The sequence below is a fragment of the Sphaerisporangium viridialbum genome, assembly GCF_049674955.1.
Classification (GTDB): domain Bacteria; phylum Actinomycetota; class Actinomycetes; order Streptosporangiales; family Streptosporangiaceae; genus Sphaerisporangium; species Sphaerisporangium viridialbum.
In genome coordinates, this window is sequence record NZ_CP187232.1 from 7415614 (window position 1) to 7438046 (window position 22433).

15 protein-coding genes and 1 pseudogene are annotated in these 22433 nt (G+C 69.9%); 12 read left to right on the forward strand and 4 right to left on the reverse strand.

All coding sequences use genetic code 11. The features are described 5' to 3' along the window. Positions 1-93: 93 nt before the first annotated feature. The 4 genes from ACOZ38_RS33435 to ACOZ38_RS33450 are packed head-to-tail and all read left to right on the forward strand — an operon-like array spanning position 94 to position 5448. Positions 94-1299 carry a cytochrome P450 gene (locus ACOZ38_RS33435; RefSeq protein ID WP_424535048.1) on the forward strand — a complete coding sequence of 402 codons (1206 nt, stop codon included), beginning with the start codon at positions 94-96 and terminating at the stop codon, positions 1297-1299. Positions 1300-1347: 48 nt separating this feature from the next. Further along, on the forward strand, positions 1348-2712 hold the full coding sequence (locus ACOZ38_RS33440) for a cytochrome P450 (protein ID WP_424535049.1): 1365 nt from the start codon (positions 1348-1350) through the stop codon (positions 2710-2712). Further along, entirely contained in the window at positions 2709-3734 is a 1026-nt protein-coding gene (locus tag ACOZ38_RS33445; protein ID WP_424535050.1) for a UbiA family prenyltransferase, read from the forward strand. Before ACOZ38_RS33440 ends, ACOZ38_RS33445 begins: the two co-directional genes overlap by 4 nt. 52 nt (positions 3735-3786) lie before the next feature. Further along, positions 3787-5448: a prenyltransferase/squalene oxidase repeat-containing protein gene (locus tag ACOZ38_RS33450; RefSeq protein ID WP_424535051.1), complete on the forward strand. Its 1662-nt coding sequence runs from the start codon at positions 3787-3789 to the stop codon at positions 5446-5448. 107 nt (positions 5449-5555) lie between these two features. On the opposite strand, the gene ACOZ38_RS33455 is transcribed toward ACOZ38_RS33450, so the two are convergent. Continuing rightward, positions 5556-6539, reverse strand: coding sequence for a methyltransferase (locus ACOZ38_RS33455; protein ID WP_424535052.1), 984 nt, complete (start codon positions 6537-6539; stop codon positions 5556-5558). 321 nt (positions 6540-6860) lie between these two features. Between ACOZ38_RS33455 and ACOZ38_RS33460 the strand changes: the two genes are divergently transcribed. The 4 genes from ACOZ38_RS33460 to ACOZ38_RS33475 all read left to right on the forward strand — a co-directional run bounded on the left by ACOZ38_RS33460 (position 6861) and on the right by ACOZ38_RS33475 (position 10878). After that, a complete protein-coding gene (locus ACOZ38_RS33460) occupies positions 6861-8024 on the forward strand; it encodes a cytochrome P450 (RefSeq protein WP_424535053.1) in 1164 nt (387 codons plus the stop codon). 320 nt (positions 8025-8344) lie between these two features. Further along, positions 8345-9055 carry a response regulator transcription factor gene (locus ACOZ38_RS33465; RefSeq protein ID WP_424535054.1) on the forward strand — a complete coding sequence of 237 codons (711 nt, stop codon included), beginning with the start codon at positions 8345-8347 and terminating at the stop codon, positions 9053-9055. Positions 9056-9058: 3 nt separating this feature from the next. Next, positions 9059-9970: an alpha/beta fold hydrolase gene (locus ACOZ38_RS33470; protein WP_424535055.1), complete on the forward strand. Its 912-nt coding sequence runs from the start codon at positions 9059-9061 to the stop codon at positions 9968-9970. A gap of 98 nt (positions 9971-10068) precedes the next feature. Continuing rightward, complete coding sequence (locus tag ACOZ38_RS33475; RefSeq protein ID WP_424535056.1) at positions 10069-10878, forward strand: SAM-dependent methyltransferase; 810 nt, start codon at positions 10069-10071, stop codon at positions 10876-10878. An 18-nt stretch (positions 10879-10896) separates the two neighbouring features. Here the strand turns inward: ACOZ38_RS33475 and ACOZ38_RS33480 are convergent, their stop codons facing one another. Next, positions 10897-12813: an ABC transporter ATP-binding protein gene (locus ACOZ38_RS33480; RefSeq protein ID WP_424535057.1), complete on the reverse strand. Its 1917-nt coding sequence runs from the start codon at positions 12811-12813 to the stop codon at positions 10897-10899. An 83-nt stretch (positions 12814-12896) separates the two neighbouring features. Then, complete coding sequence (locus ACOZ38_RS33485) at positions 12897-14618, reverse strand: ABC transporter ATP-binding protein (RefSeq protein WP_424535058.1); 1722 nt, start codon at positions 14616-14618, stop codon at positions 12897-12899. Positions 14619-14934: 316 nt separating this feature from the next. Between ACOZ38_RS33485 and ACOZ38_RS33490 the strand changes: the two genes are divergently transcribed. Together ACOZ38_RS33490 and ACOZ38_RS33495 are read left to right on the forward strand one after the other, a co-directional pair. Continuing rightward, positions 14935-15870, forward strand: a complete 936-nt coding sequence (locus ACOZ38_RS33490) for an acyl-ACP desaturase (RefSeq protein ID WP_405139826.1) — start codon at positions 14935-14937, stop codon at positions 15868-15870. Positions 15871-15910: 40 nt separating this feature from the next. Continuing rightward, a pseudogene (locus ACOZ38_RS33495) lies at positions 15911-16003 on the forward strand (O-acetyl-ADP-ribose deacetylase); the annotation flags it as partial. A gap of 42 nt (positions 16004-16045) precedes the next feature. Here ACOZ38_RS33495 and ACOZ38_RS33500 read toward each other — a convergent pair. Beyond that, positions 16046-16828: a GH12 family glycosyl hydrolase domain-containing protein gene (locus ACOZ38_RS33500; RefSeq protein WP_424535059.1), complete on the reverse strand. Its 783-nt coding sequence runs from the start codon at positions 16826-16828 to the stop codon at positions 16046-16048. 414 nt (positions 16829-17242) lie between these two features. Between ACOZ38_RS33500 and bla the strand changes: the two genes are divergently transcribed. Together bla and ACOZ38_RS33510 are read left to right on the forward strand one after the other, a co-directional pair. Continuing rightward, complete coding sequence (gene bla, locus ACOZ38_RS33505; protein WP_424535060.1) at positions 17243-18244, forward strand: class A beta-lactamase; 1002 nt, start codon at positions 17243-17245, stop codon at positions 18242-18244. 416 nt (positions 18245-18660) lie between these two features. After that, on the forward strand, positions 18661-22407 hold the full coding sequence (locus tag ACOZ38_RS33510) for a LamG domain-containing protein (RefSeq protein WP_424535061.1): 3747 nt from the start codon (positions 18661-18663) through the stop codon (positions 22405-22407). The last annotated feature ends 26 nt before the right edge of the window (positions 22408-22433 follow it).

Consider the following 22433-nt stretch of genomic DNA (forward strand, 5'->3'; position numbering starts at 1 on the left):
GGGGCGAAATGCTGGGGTTTCTGGGGGGTCGCAGGGGAATGCCGCCATGCGATCGTGGGGGCGAAGCGGCCCGGGAACGGAAGGGATGGCGCGATGACGCCCGCCAGCACTCCCCGCACGATCGAAGAGCTGATGGGACCGCAGGCCCCTGCCCACATGCGGCGGCTCCGCGAGGAGCAGCCCGTCTGCCCGGTGAAGCTGCCCAACGGCGACGAGGCGCTCCTGGTGACGCGGTACGACGACGTGGCGGCGGTGCTGTCCGACCCCCGGTTCAACCGCACGTTCAACCCGCGGGGGACGGCCCGCGCGGGCGACCGTGCCACGCCTCCTGCGGACCTCGGCCAGATCACCCGTACGCTCGGCATGGACGGGCCGCCGCACCGCACGCTGAGGGCCGTGGTGAGCAGGGCCTTCACCCCCCGGCGGGTGGAGTCCCTGCGCCCCGCGATCCAGAAGCACACCGACACCCTGATCGACGACCTGCGCCGCCACGGCAGCCCCGCCGATCTGGTCTCCGTCGTCGCCTCGCCCCTGCCCATCAGGGTCATCTGCGAGCTGCTCGGAGTGCCGCACGAGGACTCCGAAAAGTTCCGCGGCTGGTCCGACCGCACGCTGTCGGTCACCTCCTATCCCCGCGAGGAGGTGGTCACCGCCTGGCACGACCTGTTCGCCTACTTCGGCGAGCAGGTGGCGCGGAAGCGCGAGCACCCGGGTGACGACCTGCTCAGCGACATGGTGGCCGCCAGCGACAAGGAGGAGCGGCTGACCGAGCTGGAGCTGGTCTACCTCGCCACCGGCCTGCTCATCGGCGGCCACGAGTCGACCATCAACGCGATCAGCCTCGGCATGTGGCGCCTGCTGGAGCATCCCGCGGAGGTGGCGAGGATCCACGCCGACCCGTCCCTGATCGTCACCGCCGTCGAGGAGTTGCTGCGCTTCCAGACGCTCGGCGACATCGACCGGCAGCGGTTCACGCAGGAGGACCTGGAGCTGGGTGGCACGCCGATCCAGGCCGGCCAGATGGTGATGGCCGGGGTGCTGTCGGCCAACCGGGACGAACGCTATTTCACCGACCCCGACCGGCTCGACGTCGCCCGGCACCCCAACCCGCACCTGTCCTTCGGCCTCGGCCCGCACTTCTGCCTGGGCGCGGCGCTGGCGCGGGTCGAGCTCCAGATCGTGCTGGGCACCTTGCTGCGGGAGTTCCCCGGCATGCGCCTCGCCGTGCCGTCCGACCAGGTGCGGCGCAAGACAGGACTGATGGTGAGCGGCCTGGAGGAGCTGCCGGTCGCCTGGTGACCAGGCACGGCAGGCCGCGACAGGCTTCGAGTACGAGGAGATCCCCCCATGGCACCCCAGCCGTCCGGACCCGTCGACATCACCGATGCCCCGCCGCCACCCACGGTGACCCGGCCCGGGAGCATCAACGACCAGCAGTACCTCATCGACTGCTATCTGGAGTACGGGCCGGTGTTCCGCGTGCTCCAGAAGGGCGAGCTGGCCCGCAAGGAGGGCGACGAGTTCACCGTGCTGGCCGGCCCGGAGGCCAACGCCTTCGCGATGCGCACCACCAACATGCACCAGGGCACGGACAGCGCGGTCAAGCTCAGGTCCGACAGCCACTGGGAGGACTTCAGCAACGAGCTGGGCATGGACGGCTTCAGCCGCGAGGGCGACATGCACCGCCAGCACCGCATGCTGACCAGCCGGGGCTACGCCCGCACCACGATCACCGGCCGGCTGCCCGAGGTGGTCGCCATGGCCGAGGCCGTGACCGCGCGCTGGGAGCCCGGGCAGCGCGTGCCCGCCGTACGGGAGATCCAGCGCATCGTGGGCGAACAGCTCGGGCGCAGCCTCATCGGCTTCTCCCCCGCCGAATACGTCGACGACCTCGTGACCTTCGTCCGCACCACCAAGCTGACCATGCTGCTGCGCACCGGCGCCGCCGAGATGCTCGCCGATCCCGCCTACGAGCGGGCGCGGAACCGCGTCTTCGAGATCGGCTACCGGGCGATCAACGCGCGGCTGGCGATCCCCCCGGACGAGCGGCCGGGCGACCTGCTGGACGACATGCTCGCCGTCTTTCACCCCAAGCTCGGCGACGACCTGCCGCCCCTGCTGGTGGCGGCCACCATCGGCCCGTTCCTCGCCGGCCTGGAGACCGCCTCCTACCGGACCGCCTACCTGCTGCACCTGATCCTCAACCACGAGGACGTGGCGCGCCGCGTCGTCGAGGAGGTGGACGACTGGTTCGCCGGGCCGCCGACCTGGGACCGGCTCAAGACCTGCCGCGCCCTCTACGGCGGGATGATGGAGGCCCTGCGGCTCTACAAGGGGCCGGCGCGCCAGTGGTACACGGCCGAGGAGTCGTTCGTCTTCGAGAACCACCTGGTGGCCAAGGGCGACAGCGTCATCATCGTGTACGACACCTCCCACCACCTCCCCGAGCTGTTCCCCGACCCGGGCGCGTTCGACGTCGACCGCTACCGGGCGCCCCGCAACGAGCACCGCCGCCTCGGCGCGTTCGCCCCGTTCGGCGTGGGCGGGCACACCTGCCTCGGGTCCGGCATGGCCGAGGTGCAGGTCATGGTGAACGTCGCGACCATCCTGCGCGACTGGGAGCTCGACGCCCTGGGCCTGCCCTTCGACGCGGACGCCGACGCCGACGAGGCGATGCGGGTCGGCGTGGTCGCCCGGCGCCCGGCGCGATGACCGGCGCGGGAACCGGGGTGGCGGGCGCCCCGGCGGCCGGGCTCCGGACACGGCTGCTCGCCCACGTGCAGACCTGGCGCCCGTACACCATGCTGTACATCGGCCTGGTGGGCCTGGCAGGCGGGCTGCTGAACGACCCCCGGGCGTCCGGCTGGGCGCTGGCCGGGGCGTGGGCGGTGCCGACCCTCGGCTGGATCGGCGGCCACTACGGCGGCGACTACTTCGACCGGCGGCTCGACGCCGTGGCCAAGCCGCACCGGCCCATCCCCTCGGGGCGCATGCCGGCGCGCGACGGGCTCGCCGGCCTGGTCGCCTGCACCGCCGGCGGCGCGGTCGCGGCCCTGCTGCTGAACTGGCGGACGCTGTTCCTCGTGGCCGCGGCGCTGGCCGCCGGGCTCGGCTACAGCGCCGTGCTGAAGGCCAGGGGGCTGAGCGGCAACCTCATCCGGGGAAGCCTCACGGCGTTCGCCCTGCTGTTCGGCGCGATGGCCACGGCCCCGTACCCGGCGCCGTACGTACTCCCTGTGGCCGCCGTGTTCCTGCTGCACGACATGCAGTCGAACCTGGTCGGCACGCTGCGCGACATCGGCGGCGACCGGGAGGCGGGCTACGAGACCTTTCCCGTGCGGCGCGGCGCCCGGCCGACGGTACGCGTCGTCGTGGCGGTGAGCGTGCTGTGGGTGGCGCTCGCGGGAGCCGTCCCCGCGCTGAGCCCGTCGGGGCCGGACGGCGATGCGGCCCGCTGGGCCGCGTACTTGCCGGTGCTCGCCCTCTGCGCGCTCCTCGCGGCGGCGGCGATCGGCCTGCTCGCCCGCGCCCCGGAGCCGATGCCGCCGCCCGTCGCACTGCGGGCGCACGCGGTGCTGGTGGTGGAGCGGGTCGCGCTGGCGGGAGCGTTCGTCGGGCTCGCGGCGGGGCCGGTCGTGATGCTCGCGGCCACCCTGCCGGCCCTGCTGGCCACGATCGTGCTCCAGGCCGGGATGCGCACGCGCTACGAGTTCGGCGCGGCCACCCTCGCCTGACCCCCCCTCGCAGGGAACTAATCGTCTCGCCGATCCGGAGGACCACCCGACCATGGGAATCGAGACCGTCACCAGCAGGAACCGGGACGTCGAGGGCGGCGTCGCCGGCGCGGTCAAGGCACTGTGGGCCGCCCAGCGCCCGGACGGCTCCTGGGAGGGATACTTGCCGTCCTCGGCCGTGTCGACCGCGGCCGTCCTCATCGCCCTGCACGTCGCCGACCGCGACGGCAGCGCCGCGCTCATCGAGGCCGGCACCGGCTGGCTGGTGGCCCAGCAGAACCCCGACGGCGGCTGGGCCGACGTGCCCGGCGGCCCGTCCACCTTCAACGGGACGGGCATCGCGGTGTCCGCGCTGAAGACGGTGCGCCCCGGGGCCGAGGCGGAGATCGGGCGGGCCAGGGACTGGATGGAACGGAACGGCGGCCGGGCCGCGCTGGAGGACATCGAGCGCACCACCCTCAACGTGATCGTCCGCGTCTACCTCGCCTTCGCCGGGCTGTACGACCCGGCCCGGGTGAAGCGGATCCCCATCGAGATCTCGCTGATGCCGCACCGGCTGCACCAGCGCGTGTCGTTCATCCTGCCCGGCGTCTACTCCTGGGCGATCATGCAGGTGCACACGCGCGCGTTCGGCCCGCTGAGGCGCGCGACCAACCGCGTCGCCGAGCGGCGCACGCTGCGGTACCTGCGTGACCTGGCCGAGTTCGAGGGACCGGACGGCGGCTCGGAGGAGTCGGCCTTCATGGTCGCCCTCATCGTCTTCGGGCTGGCGCTGGCCGGCGTGGGCGACGACCTCGTCGCCAAGTACCTCGCCTACATGCGCGGCGCCGTACGGCCCGACGGGTCGTGGCCCATCGACCGGGACCTGGAGCTGTCCGGCACCTGCTACGTCAGCCAGGGGCTCCAGGAGGCCGGGCTCGGCGGCGACGAGCGGCTCCGCCCCGCCATGGACTGGATCAAGGCCTCGCAGCGGCAGGTGGGCCTGCCCGCGACCGGCTGCCCGCCCGGCGGCTGGGGCTGGGGCCTGCCGTCCTCCTGGCCCGATGTCGACGACACCTCGCTGGCGCTGTACACGCTGGCGCGGGCCGGCGTCCCCGCCTCCGACCCCCACGTACGGGCGGGCGTGGCGTGGCTGCACTCCATGCGGAACCGCAACGGCTCGTGGGGGTGCTTCATCCGCAACGGCAGGACCATGTTCGACGCGCCCTGCTCGGCGCTCACCGCGCACGCCATGATCGCGCTCAACCGGGTCGGCGGCCAGGACCACCGCCTCGACCGGGCGGTGCGCTGGCTGGCCAGGACACAACGGTCCGACGGCTCCTTCTCGTGCGTGTGGTTCAGGGACCACACGGCCGGGACGGCCCGGGTGCTCGACGCGCTGGGGCAGCTCGGACTCGGCGATCATCCGGTCGCGCGCGGCTGCGCGAGCTGGCTCACGGCGCACCGCGCGCCGGGCGGCGGCTGGGGCGACGGCGGCGGGCTCGGGCCGACCGCCGAGGAGACGTCGTGGGCGGTGCTGGGCCTCGTCAGCTCGGGCCGCGGCGACGATCCCGCCGTCGCCGCCGGGGTCGAGTGGCTGCTGAACCACCAGCGCGACGACGGCCTGTGGGACGGCGGGCAGGTCGGCTACTACTACAACGGCCTGACGTACTGGTGTGACGCGATGGTGAACGGCTACGCGCTCCAGGCCCTCGCCTGCTACCGGGATCGCTGACGGCCCCCGCCACGCGGCCCGGTGCCGGGTTTCCCGCTCGGCCAGGGCCACGCGGCCCGGTGCGCCGGGCCTCCCGCTCGGCCCCGGCCACGCGGGCTCTGCCCGGGTCACACGGCGGGCGTGGCTCCGAGCTCGACCAGCCGTACGCCGCGGGGGTTCAGCCGCGTGGTGAGCACGATGAGACCTGCCTGCGCGGCGAGCGTCGCCAGGTGGTCGGGGGTACGGACGCGCCCGCCCACGAGCACCAGGATGCGCAGGTCCTCGTCGGTGAAGGCGGCCTCGTCCACCTCATACTGCTCGGCGACCAGCACCCGGCCGTGGGGGCCGCACGCCTCGGCGCACCGGGTCAGGATCGCGGTGGCGGACTCGTCGTCCCAGTCGATCAGGACGCCGCTGAGCAGGTAGACGTCGCCGCCCGGTGGGAGGGGCTCGAAGAAGCTGCCTCCGATCGCCTCGCAGCGCCCCGACAGCCCGGCGGCGTCGATCGCCGCCTCGGCCTTCGCGGCGCTGGAGGGCAGGTCGACGAGCACGCCCCGGAGCCCGGGGTACGCCAGCAGCAGCCGGGTGAGCAACATGCCCGAGCCGCCGCCGACGTCGACCACCGTCCCGACCCGGTCCCAGTGGTATCCCTCCACCAGGTCGGCGACCGAGCGCCCGGTGTACCAGTGGGCGAAGCCGTCGAACTCGGCCAGAAGTCGTGGATCATCGGCGATGTCCTCGTAGTAGGGACGGCCGTACGCGACCTCGTAGACCGGACGGCCGGTCCGCACCGCGTCGGTCAGGAAGGCGGCGGCCCTGTCGAGTCGGCCGGCCAGGCCGTCCTGGTCGAGCCGCGCCCGGAGCCGGGCGGGGTGGTCGTCCAGTAGCAGCCGGGCGGCCGGGTTCAGGTCGTACACGCCGGGGGCCGCGCGGTGGAACACCCCGTGCGCCACCAGGTAGGCGAGCAGCCGTCCGAGGGCGTCGGGGTCGAGCCCCGTGCGGGTGGCGAGCTCCTTCACGTCCTGCGGGCCGCCGGCGAGGTGGTCGGCCAGCCGGAGCGTCGCCGCCGCCCTGACCGCGTGCGGCCAGATCGCGTCGGCGAGCCGGGTCACGTCCCCGCTGGCATCGGGAACGTCGGGAAATTTTGATATGCGATCACTCGTACCCGGCCGTTCGGAAGCTCGGACGTCAGATTCGGCACTCACGATTACCCTCCGCCGTGCTCGGATGGCGATCCAAGAAACAGGCATGAGTCTCGCGTTATTTGTGCAGATCAGTCCAGGTACGCCCGGGAAGATGACCAAGTACTAAGGATTACATCAGTATGCGGCACATGTCCTTCATGGCACTGTCTCCAGTGAGCGAAGGCTGAGGCCTCGCCGGGGCAGCGGGGAAGCCTTGCCACGGCGAGAGGACGGGGAAGAGCCCTAGTGATGCATATCGACGATAATTCTCCGCTTGCGATTTTCGACTGGTACCGCGAGATGCGGTCGGAGAATCCGGTCTTCCGTGACGACGTCTTCAACGCCTGGCACGTGCTTCGGTACGAGGACGTCCGCATGGTGCTCTCCGACGGAGAGACGTTCCAGTCGACCCGGCCCGCCACCCGGCGGCCCGCGGTGGACGTGTTCGATCCCGGTGAGGACACCATGGTGCGCGCCGACGGCACGCACCACCGCATGCTGCGCGGCCTGGTCAATCAGGCCTTCACCCCACGCGTGGTGGAGCGGCTGGCGCCACGGGTGCGCGAGATCTGCGGCGAACTGCTCGACGGCTTCGAGGGCAAGGGCGGCATGGAGGTCGTCGCCGACATCGCCTACCCGCTGCCGATCACGATCATCATGGAGATGCTCGGGGTCCCCACCGACCGGGTCGAGCAGTTCCGGCGCTGGTCCAACGCGGTGGTGTCCGGTGGCAGCGGCACCGCGCGAGAAGGCGCCGACGCCGACATCGGCGCGATGATGGACTACTTCAGCGGCGTGCTCGCGGATCGCCGCGACGCCCCGGGCGACGACCTCGTCAGCCGGCTCCTCGCCGCCGAGATCGCAGGTCAGCGCCTCACCGAACGTCAGCTGCTCAACTTCTGCGCGCTGATGCTCATCGCCGGACACGAGACCACGACGAGCCTGATCACCAACACCCTGTTCTGCCTGCAGAGCATGCCCGACGTGCTCGACCTCGTACGCCGGTCCGGCGGCGACCCCCTGCCGAGGGTCATCGACGAGGTCCTGCGGTACGCCTCGCCCGTGCAGGCCGTCCTGCGGTTCGCCACGGCGGACGTGGTGGTCGGCGGGCGGCGGATCAACGCGGGCGACACCGTCTTCCCCTTCGTCGGATCGGCCAACCGCGACGAGACCACGTTCCCCGACCCCGACCGGTTCGACCCCTTCCGCGCCGCCGGTCCCGGCCTCGCGTTCGGCCACGGAATCCACTATTGCCTGGGTGCTCCGCTGGCCAGGCTGGAAACCGCCATCGTGGTGTCCGAAATGCTGCGGCGTTTCGGCGGCAAGTGGTGGGCCGAGGGCATTGACTTCGATACTTCGATCCCGCGATTCCTCTTCGGAATCAAGCGGTTACCGCTGTCGTGGGACGACTAGACGACCAGGTGGCACCGGATGACAGGCCGATAAGTCGTTTGTGTTAACGATCGTTGCCGAACGATGTTGATATACCAAACCCGGCGCCGCTGGGATACGATCAATACCAGATAGCTTTACCGGAATTGGCGGGACCGCGGGGAAGAACTTACCGCACCTGACAGCATCATTCCGACCCGTCGCCAACGGCTCTGGAATGGGCGCCTCCCGAGAGCTTGTGCCCCGGAGTGTAGAGCCACTGCTCAAAGGGCCCGACGATCGTCCTGCCTCGTGAGGGGATCGATCGGGCACGAGTTGCCACCAACCGGAAAGGAAGCCGAATGGTCCCCACCGAGACGCTGGTCAAAGAGAAACTGTCCGCCGAGGCCCGGAGCCGGCGGCGCCTGGCCGGGCAGCGGGTGTTCATGATCGGCGGTTGGCCGGCCTTGGAGACCGCGTCGTCCCGCGCTGCCGACGCCGACCACGGCAAGGGGCACGAGTTCTGGTTTCGCGACACTTTGATCACGCGAGGCACCGCCGACATGACCTCGCTCCCGAGGCAGGTGCGCGGCGCCCAGCCGCACTGGTTGCTGATCGGGCAGATGCTCAACGAGGAGGACCTCCCCGAGCTTGTGGCCAAGTGTCAGGTGATGGCGCCGATGGCCCGACTGGCGATGCTGGGGGCGTTGAAGGACCGTGGCCGCGCGGAGGGCTGGGTGCGCCGCGGGTGCACGGTCTACCTGGCGTACAACTCCACCCTCGACCGAGTGCTCGACACGCTCAAGATCGCCGCCTTGCTGGACCTGCAGATCGTCGACTATGTGATGTACCTGCGCTGGCAGCGTTCCATGCCCAAGGCGCCCCACCTGACGGACCGGCAGCAGCAGGTCCTCGAACTGATCAAGCGTGGGCACACCAACGCGGAGATCGCGAAGGAGCTGTACCTCACCCAGCACACGGTGGAGTTCCACATCCGCCACCTGCTGCAGAAGCTGGGCGCGCGCAACCGCACCGAGGCCGCGGAGATGGGCCACGCGCTGGGGATCTGCTGACCCGTGACCCGCGACGACCTGCCGGGCGCGGTCCCCGAACGGCCCGCCTGGGTCCCCGCCGACCTGTACCCCTTCACCGACCGCTACCTGGAGGTCGACGGCAACCTCGTGCACTACGTCGACGAGGGCACAGGGCCGTCCTTGCTCTTCCTGCATGGCAACCCGACCTGGTCCTTCCTCTACCGCGACGTGATCGCCGGCCTGCGCGGCCACTTCCGCTGCGTGGCCCTCGACTACCCCGGGTTCGGGCTCTCCCGCGCCCGGCCGGGTTACGACTTCACGCCCCGGGAACACGCCGGGGTCGTCGAGGGCTTCATCGAGAAGCTCGACCTGTCGGACCTGGTGGTGGCGGTCCACGACTGGGGCGGCCCCATCGGACTGTGGGCGGCCGGCCGCCATCCCGCGAGGATCCGCGGGCTCGTCATCAGCAACACCTGGGCGTGGCCGAGCGACGACGCCGTCAAGCGGTGGTTCTCGGTCATCATGGGCGGGCCGGTCGGGCGCGCGCTCATCCGCCGGCTCAACGTCTTCGTGAACGCCTTCATCCCCGGCGCGATGCGGACACGCAGGCTCGACCGCCGGGCGCTGCTCGCGTACCGGGGCCCATTCCCCGACGCCCGCTCCCGTACCCCGATCTTCGTCCTCCCCCAGCAGATCACCGCCGGCCGCGACTTCCTGCGCGAGGTGGAGGATGGCATGCCGTCCCTGGCGGACAGGCCCGCCCTCATCGTCTGGGCCGAGGCGGACGCCGGCTTCCGGGCGGACGCGCGCCGCCGTCTGGAGGCGGCTTTCCCCGGCCACCGCACCGTGACGCTCCCCCGCGCCGGCCACTACCTCCAGGAGGAGGCCCCCGGAGCCATCGTGACGGCCATCCAGGCCTGGTGGGCCGAGACCCAGGAGCCGCCCGTACGCTGACATCGCGCGGGGCCGGTCCGCAGACATCGGATGTCTGTGAAGATCCACGGATTCGGATTTGCCGTAGGCTAGGAACTCACACGGCAGAAAGCGCAGGCATGGCCGAACACACCAACCTTCCGGCGAGCATCGATCCGACCATCCCGAGCGTCGCGCGGATGTACGACTACTACCTGGGCGGCAAGGACAACTTCGCCGCCGACCGCCGGGCCGCCGAACAGTTCATCACCGTCCTGCCGGGCATCAAAGAGATGGCGCGGGCGAACCGCGCGTTCCTCGCGCGCGTCGTCGACCTGCTGGCCCGCGAGGGTATCCGGCAGTTCCTGGACATCGGATCAGGGCTGCCCACGCAGGAGAACGTCCACCAGATCGCGCACCGCGTCGACCCCGAGGCCAGGGTGGTCTACGCCGACAACGATCCGATCGTTCTGGTGCACGGCCGCGCGCTGCTCGCGGACAACCGCCACAGCACGGTCGTGCAGGCCGACATGCGCGAGCCGGAGGCGCTGCTGGCGCATCCCGAGATCGTGAGTGCTCTGGACTTCGACCGGCCGGTCGCCGTGCTGCTGGTCTCGATGCTGCACTTCGTCCCCGAAGAGGCCCTGGTCACGCGCATCGTGGCCACGATCCGCGAACGCCTTGCCCCCGGCAGCCATCTGATCATCACCCACGCCTTCGCGGGCGACGTCAGCGCCGAAGTGCACGAGGCCGGCCAGCAGGTCTACCGCTCGACCGCCACCGGCTCCCTCACCTCGCGCGGCGCCGACCGGCTGGCCGAGCTCCTCGCGGGCATGACGTTGCTGGAGCCCGGCATCGTGCCGGTGCAGGCCTGGTGTCCGGACTACGAGGGCGACGCCGCCTTCGACCCGGCCAAGCCCGCCATCCTCGCCGCCGTCGCCCGCCACTGACCCGCCACGGCCCAGGGGTCACCGCACCGCTTCACCGGCCGGCTCACCGTCGGCCGGCACCAGGGCGCCGCTGAACTGCGAGGAGTACAGCCGGTGGTAGGCGCCCCCGGCGGCGAGCAGCTCGTCGTGGGTGCCGTGCTCGACGATGCTTCCGGCGTCCATCACCAGGATGAGGTCGGCGTCGCGGATGGTGGACAGCCGGTGGGCGATGACGAAGCTGGTGCGGTCGGTGCGCAGCGCCGCCATCGCGTGCTGCACCAGCACCTCGGTGCGGGTGTCCACCGAGCTGGTGGCCTCGTCGAGGATGAGCAGCGACGGGTTGGCGAGGAAGGCGCGGGCGATGGTCAGCAGCTGCTTCTCGCCGGCGCTGACGTTGCCGCCCTCCTCGTCGATCACGGTGTCGTACCCGTCGGGCAGCGTGCGGACGAACCGGTCGACGAACGTCGCCCGCGCGGCGGCGTGGACCTGCTCGTCGGTGGCCTGGGGGTTGCCGTACGCGATGTTCTCGCGGATCGTGCCGCCGAACAGCCAGGTGTCCTGGAGCACCATGCCGATGTGCGAGCGCAGGTCCTCGCGGCGCATCGCGGTGATGTCGACGCCGTCCAGGGTGATGCGGCCGGCGTCCAGCTCGTAGAAGCGCATGATGAGGTTGACCAGCGTGGTCTTCCCCGCGCCGGTCGGGCCGACGATCGCGATGGTGTGCCCGGGGTCGGCCACCAGCGACAGGTTCTCGATGAGGGGCTGCTCGGCGTTGTAGCGGAAGGAGACGTCCTCGAACTCCACGCGCCCACGCCGGGCGGTGGGCAGCACAGGGTCGGCCGGGTCGGGGGCCTGCTCCTCGGCGTCCAGCAGCTCGAAGACCCGCTCGGCGGACGCCACGCCCGACTGCAGAAGGTTCGCCATGGAGGCGACCTGGGTCAGCGGCTGGGTGAACTGCCGGGAGTACTGGATGAACGCCTGGACGTCGCCCAGGCTCATCGAGCCGGTGGCCACCCGCACGCCTCCGACGACGGCGATGGCGACGTAGTTGAGGTTCCCGATGAACATCATCATCGGCATGATGATGCCGGAGATGAACTGCGCGCCGAAGCCGGCCTTGAACAGCTCCTCGTTGCGCTGCCTGAAGACCTCCTCGACCTCGGGCCCGCGCCCGAACACCTTCACCAGCTCGTGCCCGGTGAAGGCCTCCTCGATGTGGGCGTTCAGCGTGCCGGTGTGGGCCCACTGCGCGACGAACAGCTTCTGCGAGCGCTTCGCCACCAGCCCGGTGACCAGCATCGACAGTGGGATGGTCACCAGGGCGATCACCGCGAGCAGCGGCGAGATCACCAGCATCATCGCCAGCACGCCGATCACAGTGAGCAGCGAGCTCAGCAGCTGGCTGAGCGTCTGCTGCAGGGTCTGCGACACGTTGTCGATGTCGTTGGTGACCCGGCTGAGCAGCTCGCCGCGCGGCTGGCCGTCGAAGAACTTCAGGGGAAGCCGGTTGAGCTTGTCCTCGACGTCGGCCCGCAGGCGGTACACGGTGCGCTGCGTCACGTCGTTGAGCAGGTAGCCCTGCAGCCAGCTGAAGACCGACGCCGCGACGTAGAGCGCCAGGGCCCACGCCAGGATCGTGCCCAGCGCGCCGAAGTCGATGCCGTGACCGGGGACGACGTCCATCCGCGCGAGCATGTCGGCGAAGTTGCCGTTGCCCGACGCGCGGGCCGCCTCGACCGCCTGCTCCGTGGTCGTCCCGGCGGGCAACTGCCTGCCGACCACACCGCTGAAGATCACGTCCGTGGCGCGGCCGAGGATCTTGGGGCCGACGACGGCGAACCCGACGCTGGCCACCGCGAGGACGATCACGGCCACGATCTTCGAGCGTTCGGGGCTCAGGCGCCGGAGCAGGCGGCGGGTGGAGGGCCCGAAGTTCATCGACTTCTCGGCGGGCATCCCCGCGCCTCCGAAGGGCCCCCGCCCGAAGGGTCCGCCTCCCGCGGGGGGTCGCGGTCGCGTGGGTGCCGTTGGCCGGTCGCTCATACTGCGCTCTCCGCGGTCAGTTGGGACTCGACGATCTCGATGTAGGTCGGGCAGGAGTCCAGCAGCTCGTCATGGGTGCCGATGCCGACGATCAGGCCGTCGTCGAGGACGATGATCTGGTCGGCGTCGGCGATGGTGGAGACCCGCTGTCCGACGATGACGACGGCGGCCTCGGCGGTGTGCGGGCGCAGGGCGGCGCGCAGCCGGGCGTCGGTGGTCAGGTCCAGCGCCGAGAACGAGTCGTCGAACAGGTAGATCTCGGGCTTGCTCACCAGCGCGCGGGCGATCGATAGCCGCTGCCGCTGCCCGCCGGAGACGTTAGTGCCGCCCTGCGTGATGGGCGCCTCAAGGCCCTCGGGCATCGCCTCGACGAAGTCGCGCGCCTGGGCGACCTCCAGCGCCTCCCACAGCTCCTCGTCGGTGGCGTTGGGGTTGCCGTACCTCAGGTTGCTCGCGACGGTGCCGGTGAACAGGTACGGCTTCTGCGGCACCAGGCCGATGCGCGTCCAGAGCATCTGGGGATCGAGGTCGCGGACGTCCACGCCGTCGACCGACACGGTGCCGGACGTGGCGTCGAACAGCCGGGGCACCAGGGAGACCAGCGTGGTCTTTCCCGACCCGGTGCTGCCGATGACGGCTGTGGTCTGTCCCGCGACGGCGCGGAACGAGATGCCGGACAGCACCGGCGCCGCCGCGCCCGGGTAGCGGAACTCGACGTCGCGCATCTCCAGCTCGGCGCGGCCGTGCACCTGCCGTACGGGATTCTCGGGCGGGCGCACCGACGACTCGGTGTCGAGCACCTCGCTGATGCGCTCCGCGCAGACGGCGGCGCGCGGGATCATGATCGAGATGAACGTGGCCATCATCATCGACATGAGGATCTGCATGAGGTACATGAGGAAGGCCGTGAGGGCGCCGACCTGCATCTCGCCGCTGTCCACCCGGGCCGCGCCGAACCACAGCACGGCCACGCTGGAGACGTTGAGGATCAGCATCACGGTGGGGAAGATGAGCGCGGTCAGCCGCCCGACGCGCAGCGCGGTGCCGGTCAGCGCGTCGTTCGCCTCGGCGAACCGGCGGGTCTCCTCGCGTTCCCGTACGAAGGCCCGCACGACGCGGATGCCGGAGAGCTGCTCGCGCAGCACCTGGTTGACCAGGTCGATGCGGGTCTGCATCGCGCGGAACTGCGGGACCATGCGGGTGACGATCAGGCCGATCGAGATGAGCAGCGCCGGGACGCAGACCAGCATCAGCCACGACAGGCCGATGTCCTGACGCAGGGCCATGATGATGCCGCCGAGGCCCATGATGGGAGCGGCGACCAGCATCGTGCAGGTCATCACCACGAGCATCTGCACCTGCTGCACGTCGTTGGTGCTGCGGGTGATCAGCGACGGTGCTCCGAAGTGGGCGACCTCACGGGCGGAGAACGCGCCCACCTGGTGGAAGACGCTCGACCTGACGTCACGTCCGAACCCCGCCGCCACGCGCGCCCCGTAGTAGACCGCCGCGATCGAGCAGGCGATCTGCACGAGCGACACGGCCAGCATCCAGCCGCCGGTGGACAGGATGTAGCCGGTGTCGCCGGCGGCGACACCCTGGTCGATGATGTCGGCGTTCAGGCTCGGCAGGTACAGCGAGGCGATGGTGCCGACCAGTTGGAACAGCACTACGGCGGCCAGCGCCGACGAGTAGGGCCGCAGATAGGTGCGGAGCAACCGGCTCAGCATGGGCCCGCCCCAGCGGACGCGGCCCTACGGGAGGTCGGAATCACGCGGAACACGCTATACGAGGACGCAGCCCCCTCACGCGCGGTTTTCCCCCGGCGGAATGGGCGGCGCCCCCCTTGACTCAGAGGGACGGACGGTCCTGGGCGCAGAGAGACGGACGGTCCTTGGGGCAGAAGGACAGGCGGCCCTTGGTGTAGAGGGACCACGCGGGACTGACGATGGAACCCAACCCCCGTAACGCACCCGCCCCGAACCTACGCTAGCGTAGGTTACGGTTCGGTAAGCCAAACGGGGGGATCGTCCTTTGCGCGCGTTCAATGACACCGAGTTGCTGTTCGAGCTTGAGCCCGTGGTGGCCGGGGAGCTGGACCGGCATCTCAAGGTGGCCAAGGAGTGGTTCCCGCACGAGTACGTCCCGTGGTCGCAGGGTCGCGACTACGACGGCATCTTCGGCGGCGAGGCCTGGGCCGAGACCGATTCGGCGATCCCCGAGGAGGCGCGGGTCTCCCTCATCGTCAACCTGCTGACCGAGGACAACCTGCCCAGCTACCACCACGAGATCGCCACGACCTTCGGCCGGGACGCGGCCTGGGGCACCTGGGTGCACAGGTGGACCGCCGAGGAAGGCAGGCACGGCACCGCCATCCGCGACTACCTGACGGTCACGCGCGCGGTCGACCCGGTCGCCCTGGAGCGGGCCCGCATGCTGCACATGGGAGAAGGGTTCAGCAACTCCTACGAGGGAGTGCTGCACTCACTGGCCTACGTCTCCTTCCAGGAGCTGGCCACCCGCGTGTCCCACCGCAACACCGGCAAGGCATCCCAGGACCCGAACTGCGAACGCCTGCTCGCCAGGATCGCCGCCGACGAGAACCTGCACATGCTCTTTTACCGCAACCTGCTCAACGCGGCGTTCCAGCTCGCCCCCAGCCAGACCATGCGTGCCGTCACCGACGTGGTGACCACCTTCCAGATGCCCGGCACCGGCATCGAGGGCTTCACCCGCAAGGCGATGACCATCGCCAACGCGGGAATCTACGACCTGCGCCTGCACCTCGACGACGTCCTCATGCCCGTCCTGCGCCAGTGGGCCGTCTTCGACCTCACCGGCCTCGACGCCGAGGCGGAGAAGGCCCGTGACGAGCTCTCGGAGTTCCTCGCCCGCCTGGAGGTCTCCGCCTCCCGCTTCGTCGACCGCCGCGAAGCCCGCCGCGCCACCACCGGAGCCAACCTACGGTAAACACTGAACCGCGCCGCGGGCGCTGAAGGTGACGGTGCGCATGAAGATCACGTTGGTCCAGGGTGACATCACCGAGCAGCGGGTGGACGCCGTCGTCAACGCCGCCGGCTCCTCACTCCTTGGCGGCGGCGGGCCGGTGTCCGTCCCCCTCCGCTTCGCGGCGTCGGACTGGACGCTATGCCACGTTCGCGTAGTAGGAGTTGGTGTCGAGCTGCCCGGTGCCGATGAACACCTCGGTTCCCGCCTCAACGCTGGTGAGGTACTTGGAGTTGCTCATCCAGCCGCGCGACACGAGGTTGTTCAGGAAGTCGCGCAGGTTGAGCGTCGACGACGAGGTGTTGGTGGTGCGCACGAACGAGAAGACGTTCCAGCCGATGTTGCCACGGTAGAGGTCCCAGCTCGTGCCGGCGATGCTGACGGTGGCCTGCTTGGTGCCGACCGGACCCGCGCCGCCGGAGCGGTAGAGCCAGATCATCACCTCATCGGTGGGGTTGTCGCTGTAGCTCGGGTTCGAGATCGCGTGCAGCCACAGGTCGTAGGCCACGTTCATCGTGACCGCGCCGTTCTGGGTGACCTTGTAGTTCCAGCCGGTGTTGACGCTCCGGTTGGCCGACAGCTGGATGGGCAACCCGGTGTTCGAGTTCTTCCAGCCCCAGTGCCAGCCGAGTACCGAGCTGGCGTAGGACTTGACCGAGTTCGACTGGCCGGACCAGCCCCAGGACGTCCCCCAGCCGATCGTGTTGCCGGAGGTGGAGGTGTCCCAGATGCACTGCCAGCCCGAGCCCGAACTCTGCCCCCAGAGGTTGTTGTTGATCCAGTACTTGCCCTGGGTGATCGTCCCGTAGGCGGTACAGGTGTTGGCGGCATGGGCCGGCAGGGTCGTACCGGCGACGAGAGCGGCCACCATCGCCAGACAGGCAAGCACCCGCTGAACGACAGGACGACGTTTAACCAGCACGTCAGGACCTCCTCGACTACTAGATTAGTTTGGCGACCATCTCAACTATCCAGCCCTGACTCCCCCTGTCAATCCTCGTCTGCCCAAGCCCTCAGTGCACCGCCGCGAACTCCCGATCGCGCCCCTGGTTGACGGGAAGTAGCTGTCATTCCACAGGGACCGGCATCGGGCCCACACGATGAAGCGTTCAACGCACCAATCCCGACAAAGGCCAGCGGACGCCCCGACACGAGAGAGACCTTGACAAAAGATCCGGCCGCGGCGATCAAGGTAATGGGGCGCGTACAGCGATCGCGGCCTGAGCAGTGGCGATACTCACCCCGATATCGGTGTCGCACTAATATCGATATTGGACATCGTCATACCCGGCCTGATTTGCTCGCCACTCCTGTTGATCGAGAGCAAGGGCATGGAATGCGACACCGTACCGGCCGTTTCTTCGCGGCGCCGAAGGCAATCGGACTGGCGATCTCCATACTGGTGGCCGGCACCGCCTACGGGGTGAACGCCGCCTCGGCGGACACCCGGGCGATCCCGCGTACCGGGGTGACGTGGGCCGGGATCGGAACCAGGCAGGCCGTCCTCGACCTGCGGGGTCCGTCCCTCGAAGCCGATGTGCGCAGGCAGTTGCGCGCGCTGGAAACGTCCACCAAGAGCCGCATCGGCGCGTACGCCCTGGACACGGCCACCGGCAAGACGATCACCTACCGGTCCGGCGAGCGGTTCCCGCTGCTGTCCACCTTCAAAGCGCTCGCCAGCGCCGCGGTACTTCACAAGGCCCGCACGTCTGACCCGGAGCTGATGAACCGGGTCATTCACTGGAAATCCAGTGAGGTGAAGGAGAATTCACCGGTCACCGAGAAGCATGTGGACGACGGGATGACCGTCGCCGAACTTTGCGAAGCGGCCATCACCTACAGCGACAACACCGCGGGCAACATGATTCTGAAGCAGATCGGTGGCCCGAAGGGTCTGACAAAGTACATCCGCACGCTGAAGGACCCCGTCTCCCGCCTGGACCGCTGGGAGACCGAGCTCAACAACTGGAGCCCCAAGGAGAAGCGGGACACCACCACCCCCGCCTCCGTAGCCGGCGACCTGCGTAAGGTCACGACCGGCAGCGCGCTCGACGCCAGGGACAGGGCGCAGCTGAACAGCTGGCTTCGCGCGAACACGACCGGTGGCACGCGCATCCGCGCCGGACTGCCCAAGGCCTGGATCATCGGCGACAAGACCGGCGCCTCCAGCTCCTATGGAGCCACGAACGACATCGCCGTCATCCGGACCTCCGAGTCGGCCCCACCGCTGATCATGACGATCTATACCACCCACCAGGCTCCCGACGCACCCAATGACAACAAGGTGGTCGCCGACACCGCCACCCTCCTCGCCCGAGCCCTCGGCAAGCTCCCCTGACCGAATTCCCGACTGTGAGATAAGACGGCCACTCCGTAGTTCTTCGATTCCCATATGAATCTGAAGGACACGAAGTGGGCTTGCCGTGGGCGCCGGCGGGGTGAGCGAGGGTCGGGATTCAGGTGTGGACTTGGCGTCTTAAAGCAGATTTTTGGTCCTTAACCAGGACAAACTCGCAGTTGTCGGGTCCACTGGCGCCGGTGGTCGCCGGCGTTCGGGCGTAGCGGTTCTGGGTGTGGCCGAGGTGCCCGTTGTCTGGTCGTTCAGTCCTGATAAATCACCTTTTGACCTGCTTTAGGGGGATACCACCCATTACCGTCCGCGATGGTGCTTATTTGTTCATTGACAGGAACTGGAGTTGAAGGTCAGGATGTGGCGAATCTTGAGATGATGTTGGTGCGCCGAGGGGACGAATTATGTTCGGGGGTCCCGTGCTGCGCAGTTGGCGCATGCCCGCTGCCGTGCTCGTGATTGGAACGTTACTGACGGTCGGGGCACCCGCCGTCGCCATGGCCGAGAAGGGGATGGCCGAGCCCGGTGACACCACTGGCCAAGCCGGCCAGGAGCGTCAGCCCAGCGAGGAGCAGCGGGCGTTGAGCCTGGCGGCCGAGACCGGGCAACCGGTCGAGGTGACGGGGGCCCGGACGGAGTTCACCACCACGTACGCCAATCCCGGCGGCGACTCGTTCCATCTGGAGCAGTCGACCGTGCCCGTCCGGGTCAAGGGGGCGGACGGCACGTGGGTGACGCCGGACGCCAACCTCGAACAGCGCGCCGACGGGGGTGTTGGACCGGTGGCCGCCGCCGTGCGACTCGCCTTCTCCGGGGGCGGCGACGGTGCTCAACTCGTGCGGATCACGCGTGACGGCCGTACGCTCGCGCTGGGCTGGCCGGGGACTCTGCCGAAGCCGGTGCTCGAAGGGCCGAACGCCACCTACCGCGACGTGCTGCCGGACGTCGACCTCAGGATGACGGCGACGACCGAGGGCTTCCGCCAGGTCCTGGTGGTCAAGACCCCGGAGGCCGCGAACAACCCCGAGCTCAAGCGGATCGAGTACTCGGTCCAGTCGTCCGGGCTCAAGGTGGCGGCGACCGAGGGCGGCGGAATGTCCGCCACCGACGGTAACGCCACCGAGGTCTTCACCTCCCCGCCCGCCGCCATGTGGGACTCCACGGGCGACACCGGCGACGCGGGCGTACCCGTCGCCGAGAAGACCGCGGCGCCGCTCTCCGGCGAGAAGACCTCTGCGCCGACGGCCGGTGAGAGGACCGCGGCGCCGCCCGCCGGGCGCGCGTCCACCGCGGTCGCGGACGACGACGCCGCCGACGGGCCGGCGCTCGGGGCCGGGCACGCCGCCCTGCCCATCCAGGTCGGCGAGGACAAGCTCACCCTCGTCCCGGACGCCAAGCTGCTCCAGCAGAAGGACCCCGCCGCGTACCCGGTCTACATCGACCCGACCGTCACCTGGGGCGAGTCCGACAGGACCCTGCTGCGCTCGGACGGCTACAAGTCCTACAACTGGGGCAACGGCAGCAACAACCAGGGCGAGGGCGCCGGCCACTGCGGCACCTGGAACAACTACTACTGCGGCCCGGGCTACACCCAGCGGCTGTACTTCCAGTTCTCGCCCGCCAGCCTCAAGGGCAAGCAGGTGCTCAGCGCGACGTTCCGCGTGACCGAGCCGTGGGCGTTCCAGTGCTCTCCCCGGTGGGTCGACCTCACCCGTACGAACAACTTCACGTCGTCCACGACCTGGTCGGGCCGGCCGAAGGAGCTCGACCTGATGGTCGACCGGAACGTGTCGGCGGGCCGAGGGTCGGCGTGCGATCCGGATCAGCCGAGCGCGCCCATCGACTTCAAGGACAACCCGGACGAGACCAACGAGAACCTCACCCCGACCGTGGCGGACTTCGCGGCGGGCAAGTTCGCCAAGCTCACGCTGGAGCTGCGGGCGCACGACGAGGGCGACACCTCCGCCTGGAAGCGGTTCAGGAACGACGCCGTGCTCGCCGTGGACTACGTGGGGCTGCCGGCGAAGCCGACGGGGATCGGCATCGTGACCGGTTCTGGCACGGTCTGCGAGACCAAGGAGACGGCCCCCGCCGTCGTCTCCGACCCCACGCCCACCCTGGCGTCCACCCCGCGGACCATGCCCGGCGGCGAGTCCGGCGCGATGCTGCGGGCCGCGATGGACGTCGACAAGAAGAACTCCGACGGCACCTGGACGGACGCCTTCACCACGATGGAGCGGCCGACGACCGGGCACGTCGCCGACAACAAGCAGGTGACCGCGTCCACGCCGACGCTGCTCGAAGGGGTGCTGTACCGCTACAGGTCGTGGACGCGCTCGTACTACAGCAACTACACCAAGCAGTTGCCCGGGCCCTCCAACGCCTCCACCACCGGCTGGTGCTTCTTCAAGGTGGACCCGACCGCGCCGAAGGCGCCCGTGGTCACGCTCGGCGCCCCCTACCAGGCGTGCACCACCACGAGCTGTGTGCCGGCGGGCGGCCCGGGACAGGGCGCGACCTTCACGTTCGCGCCGGCGTCCGGTGACTCCAACAACGTGTCGTACCAGTACCGCCAGTCCACCAACCCGGCCTGGTCGGCGGCGATCACGGGCGCGACGGTCCGGCCCGTGATCACCCCGCAGACCTCCGGCACGTACAGCCTGTTCGTGCGCGCCAAGGACAACGTCGGCCGGTACGGCGCCACGACCGTGGTCGACTTCCTGGTCGCCATGGGCGCGGGCCCCGTCGGCAGGTGGCACTTCGACGAGGACTCCGGAGTCGCCGTCGACTCGGCCGCCGGGCACGGCGCCACGCTCGCCACCGGCGCCGTCCGGGACGGCAGGGGGCGCCGCGGCGAGCTCTGGTACGACGACAAGGGCGACCCGCTGCCCGCGCCGAAGACCGACAAGGGCATGAGCCTGAACGGCACCTCGGGATACGCGGCGACCTCGGGACCCGTGCTGGAGACGCGCTCCGCCTACACGGTCGCGGCCTGGGTGCGGCTCGACAGGACGACGTCGACCGGCATCGTGCTCTCGCAGGACGGCGCCGGAGGCTACAGCCCCTTCAACCTCTGGTACGACAAGGACCGCGTGTCCTTCTGCTTCGGCGTCAAGGACAAGGACGAGGCGACGGGCAAGGCGTACCTCGGGGTCTGCGCGAAGAACAGCGCGGCCAAGGTGAACGCCTGGACCCACGTCGCGGGGACGTACGACCCCACCACGCAGCAGCTGAGCTTCTACGTCAACGGCCTGCCGCAGGGCACCGCCACCGCGGCCGGTTCGTGGTCCGCCACCGGCCCGCTGGAGATCGGCCGCTACAAGTGGGCCAACGTCTTCCAGTACTACTTCCCCGGCTCCATCGACGAGGTCGCCGCCTGGCAGCGCGTCCTGACCCCGGACGAGGTCGCGTCCGAGGCACGCGCGGAGTCCGCGGCGTCGGGGCGCAACGACGTGGAGCTGGTGGCGAACTGGGATCCGGCGGGTGTCACCGGCACGGCGCTGCCCGACCCGCTCTCCGGGTACGGCCGCTCGCTGGCGCTGGCCGGCGGCGCGTCGCTGGACGGTGAAGGCCTGGTGCTGGACGGCAAGGACGGCGCGGCCACCACCGCGGGCCCGGTCGTCGACGACACCGGCTCGTTCACGGTGACCGCGAAGGCCGAGCTCGACCGGGACAAGGTCCTCGCGATGCCTATCGGTTCCGTCGGCCAGGTGGCCGGGCAGCGCACCGCGGACGGCTCCTCGTGGGGGATCTGGTTCGAGCTGACGGGCAAGGAGACCCGGCTCGACGACGACGGCAACGAGGTCACGGTGCCGGTCGGATTCTGGCGCTTCGGCCGGGTCAACAAGGACGGCACGAAGAGCTGGGTGAGCTCCGACGCCGAGGCGAGCCTGGACAGCCCCGTACGGCTGACCGGCGTGTACGACGCCCTGGCGGCGGACGGGCCCGTCGTGCGGCTCTACATCGGCCACGAGCAGAACGACCTCGACGCCGCGTACACCGCGGCGGCCGGATCGGGTGACTTCGCGGTCGGCAAGGGCTTCAGCGCGACCGCCTGGGGCCACTTCCTGCCGGCGCGGATCAGCGATCTGAGGCTGTGGGCGGGCGCCATGTCCGATTCCGAGCAGATCGACGCCGTCGTCGGCGACTGACGGTGTGGGGGGCCGAGATCTCGGTC

What these genes read in the sequence shown, in the direction of transcription:
- ACOZ38_RS33435 (WP_424535048.1), top strand. Translation starts at nt 94, where the DNA reads ATGACGCCCGCCAGCACTCCCCGCACGATCGAAGAGCTGATGGGACCG.
- ACOZ38_RS33440 (WP_424535049.1), top strand. Translation starts at nt 1,348, where the DNA reads ATGGCACCCCAGCCGTCCGGACCCGTCGACATCACCGATGCCCCGCCG.
- ACOZ38_RS33445 (WP_424535050.1), top strand. Translation starts at nt 2,709, where the DNA reads ATGACCGGCGCGGGAACCGGGGTGGCGGGCGCCCCGGCGGCCGGGCTC.
- ACOZ38_RS33450 (WP_424535051.1), top strand. Translation starts at nt 3,787, where the DNA reads ATGGGAATCGAGACCGTCACCAGCAGGAACCGGGACGTCGAGGGCGGC.
- ACOZ38_RS33460 (WP_424535053.1), top strand. Translation starts at nt 6,861, where the DNA reads ATGCATATCGACGATAATTCTCCGCTTGCGATTTTCGACTGGTACCGC.
- ACOZ38_RS33465 (WP_424535054.1), top strand. Translation starts at nt 8,345, where the DNA reads ATGGTCCCCACCGAGACGCTGGTCAAAGAGAAACTGTCCGCCGAGGCC.
- ACOZ38_RS33475 (WP_424535056.1), top strand. Translation starts at nt 10,069, where the DNA reads ATGGCCGAACACACCAACCTTCCGGCGAGCATCGATCCGACCATCCCG.
- ACOZ38_RS33480 (WP_424535057.1), bottom strand. Translation starts at nt 12,813, where the DNA reads ATGCCCGCCGAGAAGTCGATGAACTTCGGGCCCTCCACCCGCCGCCTG.
- bla (WP_424535060.1), top strand. Translation starts at nt 17,243, where the DNA reads ATGCGACACCGTACCGGCCGTTTCTTCGCGGCGCCGAAGGCAATCGGA.
- ACOZ38_RS33510 (WP_424535061.1), top strand. Translation starts at nt 18,661, where the DNA reads ATGTTCGGGGGTCCCGTGCTGCGCAGTTGGCGCATGCCCGCTGCCGTG.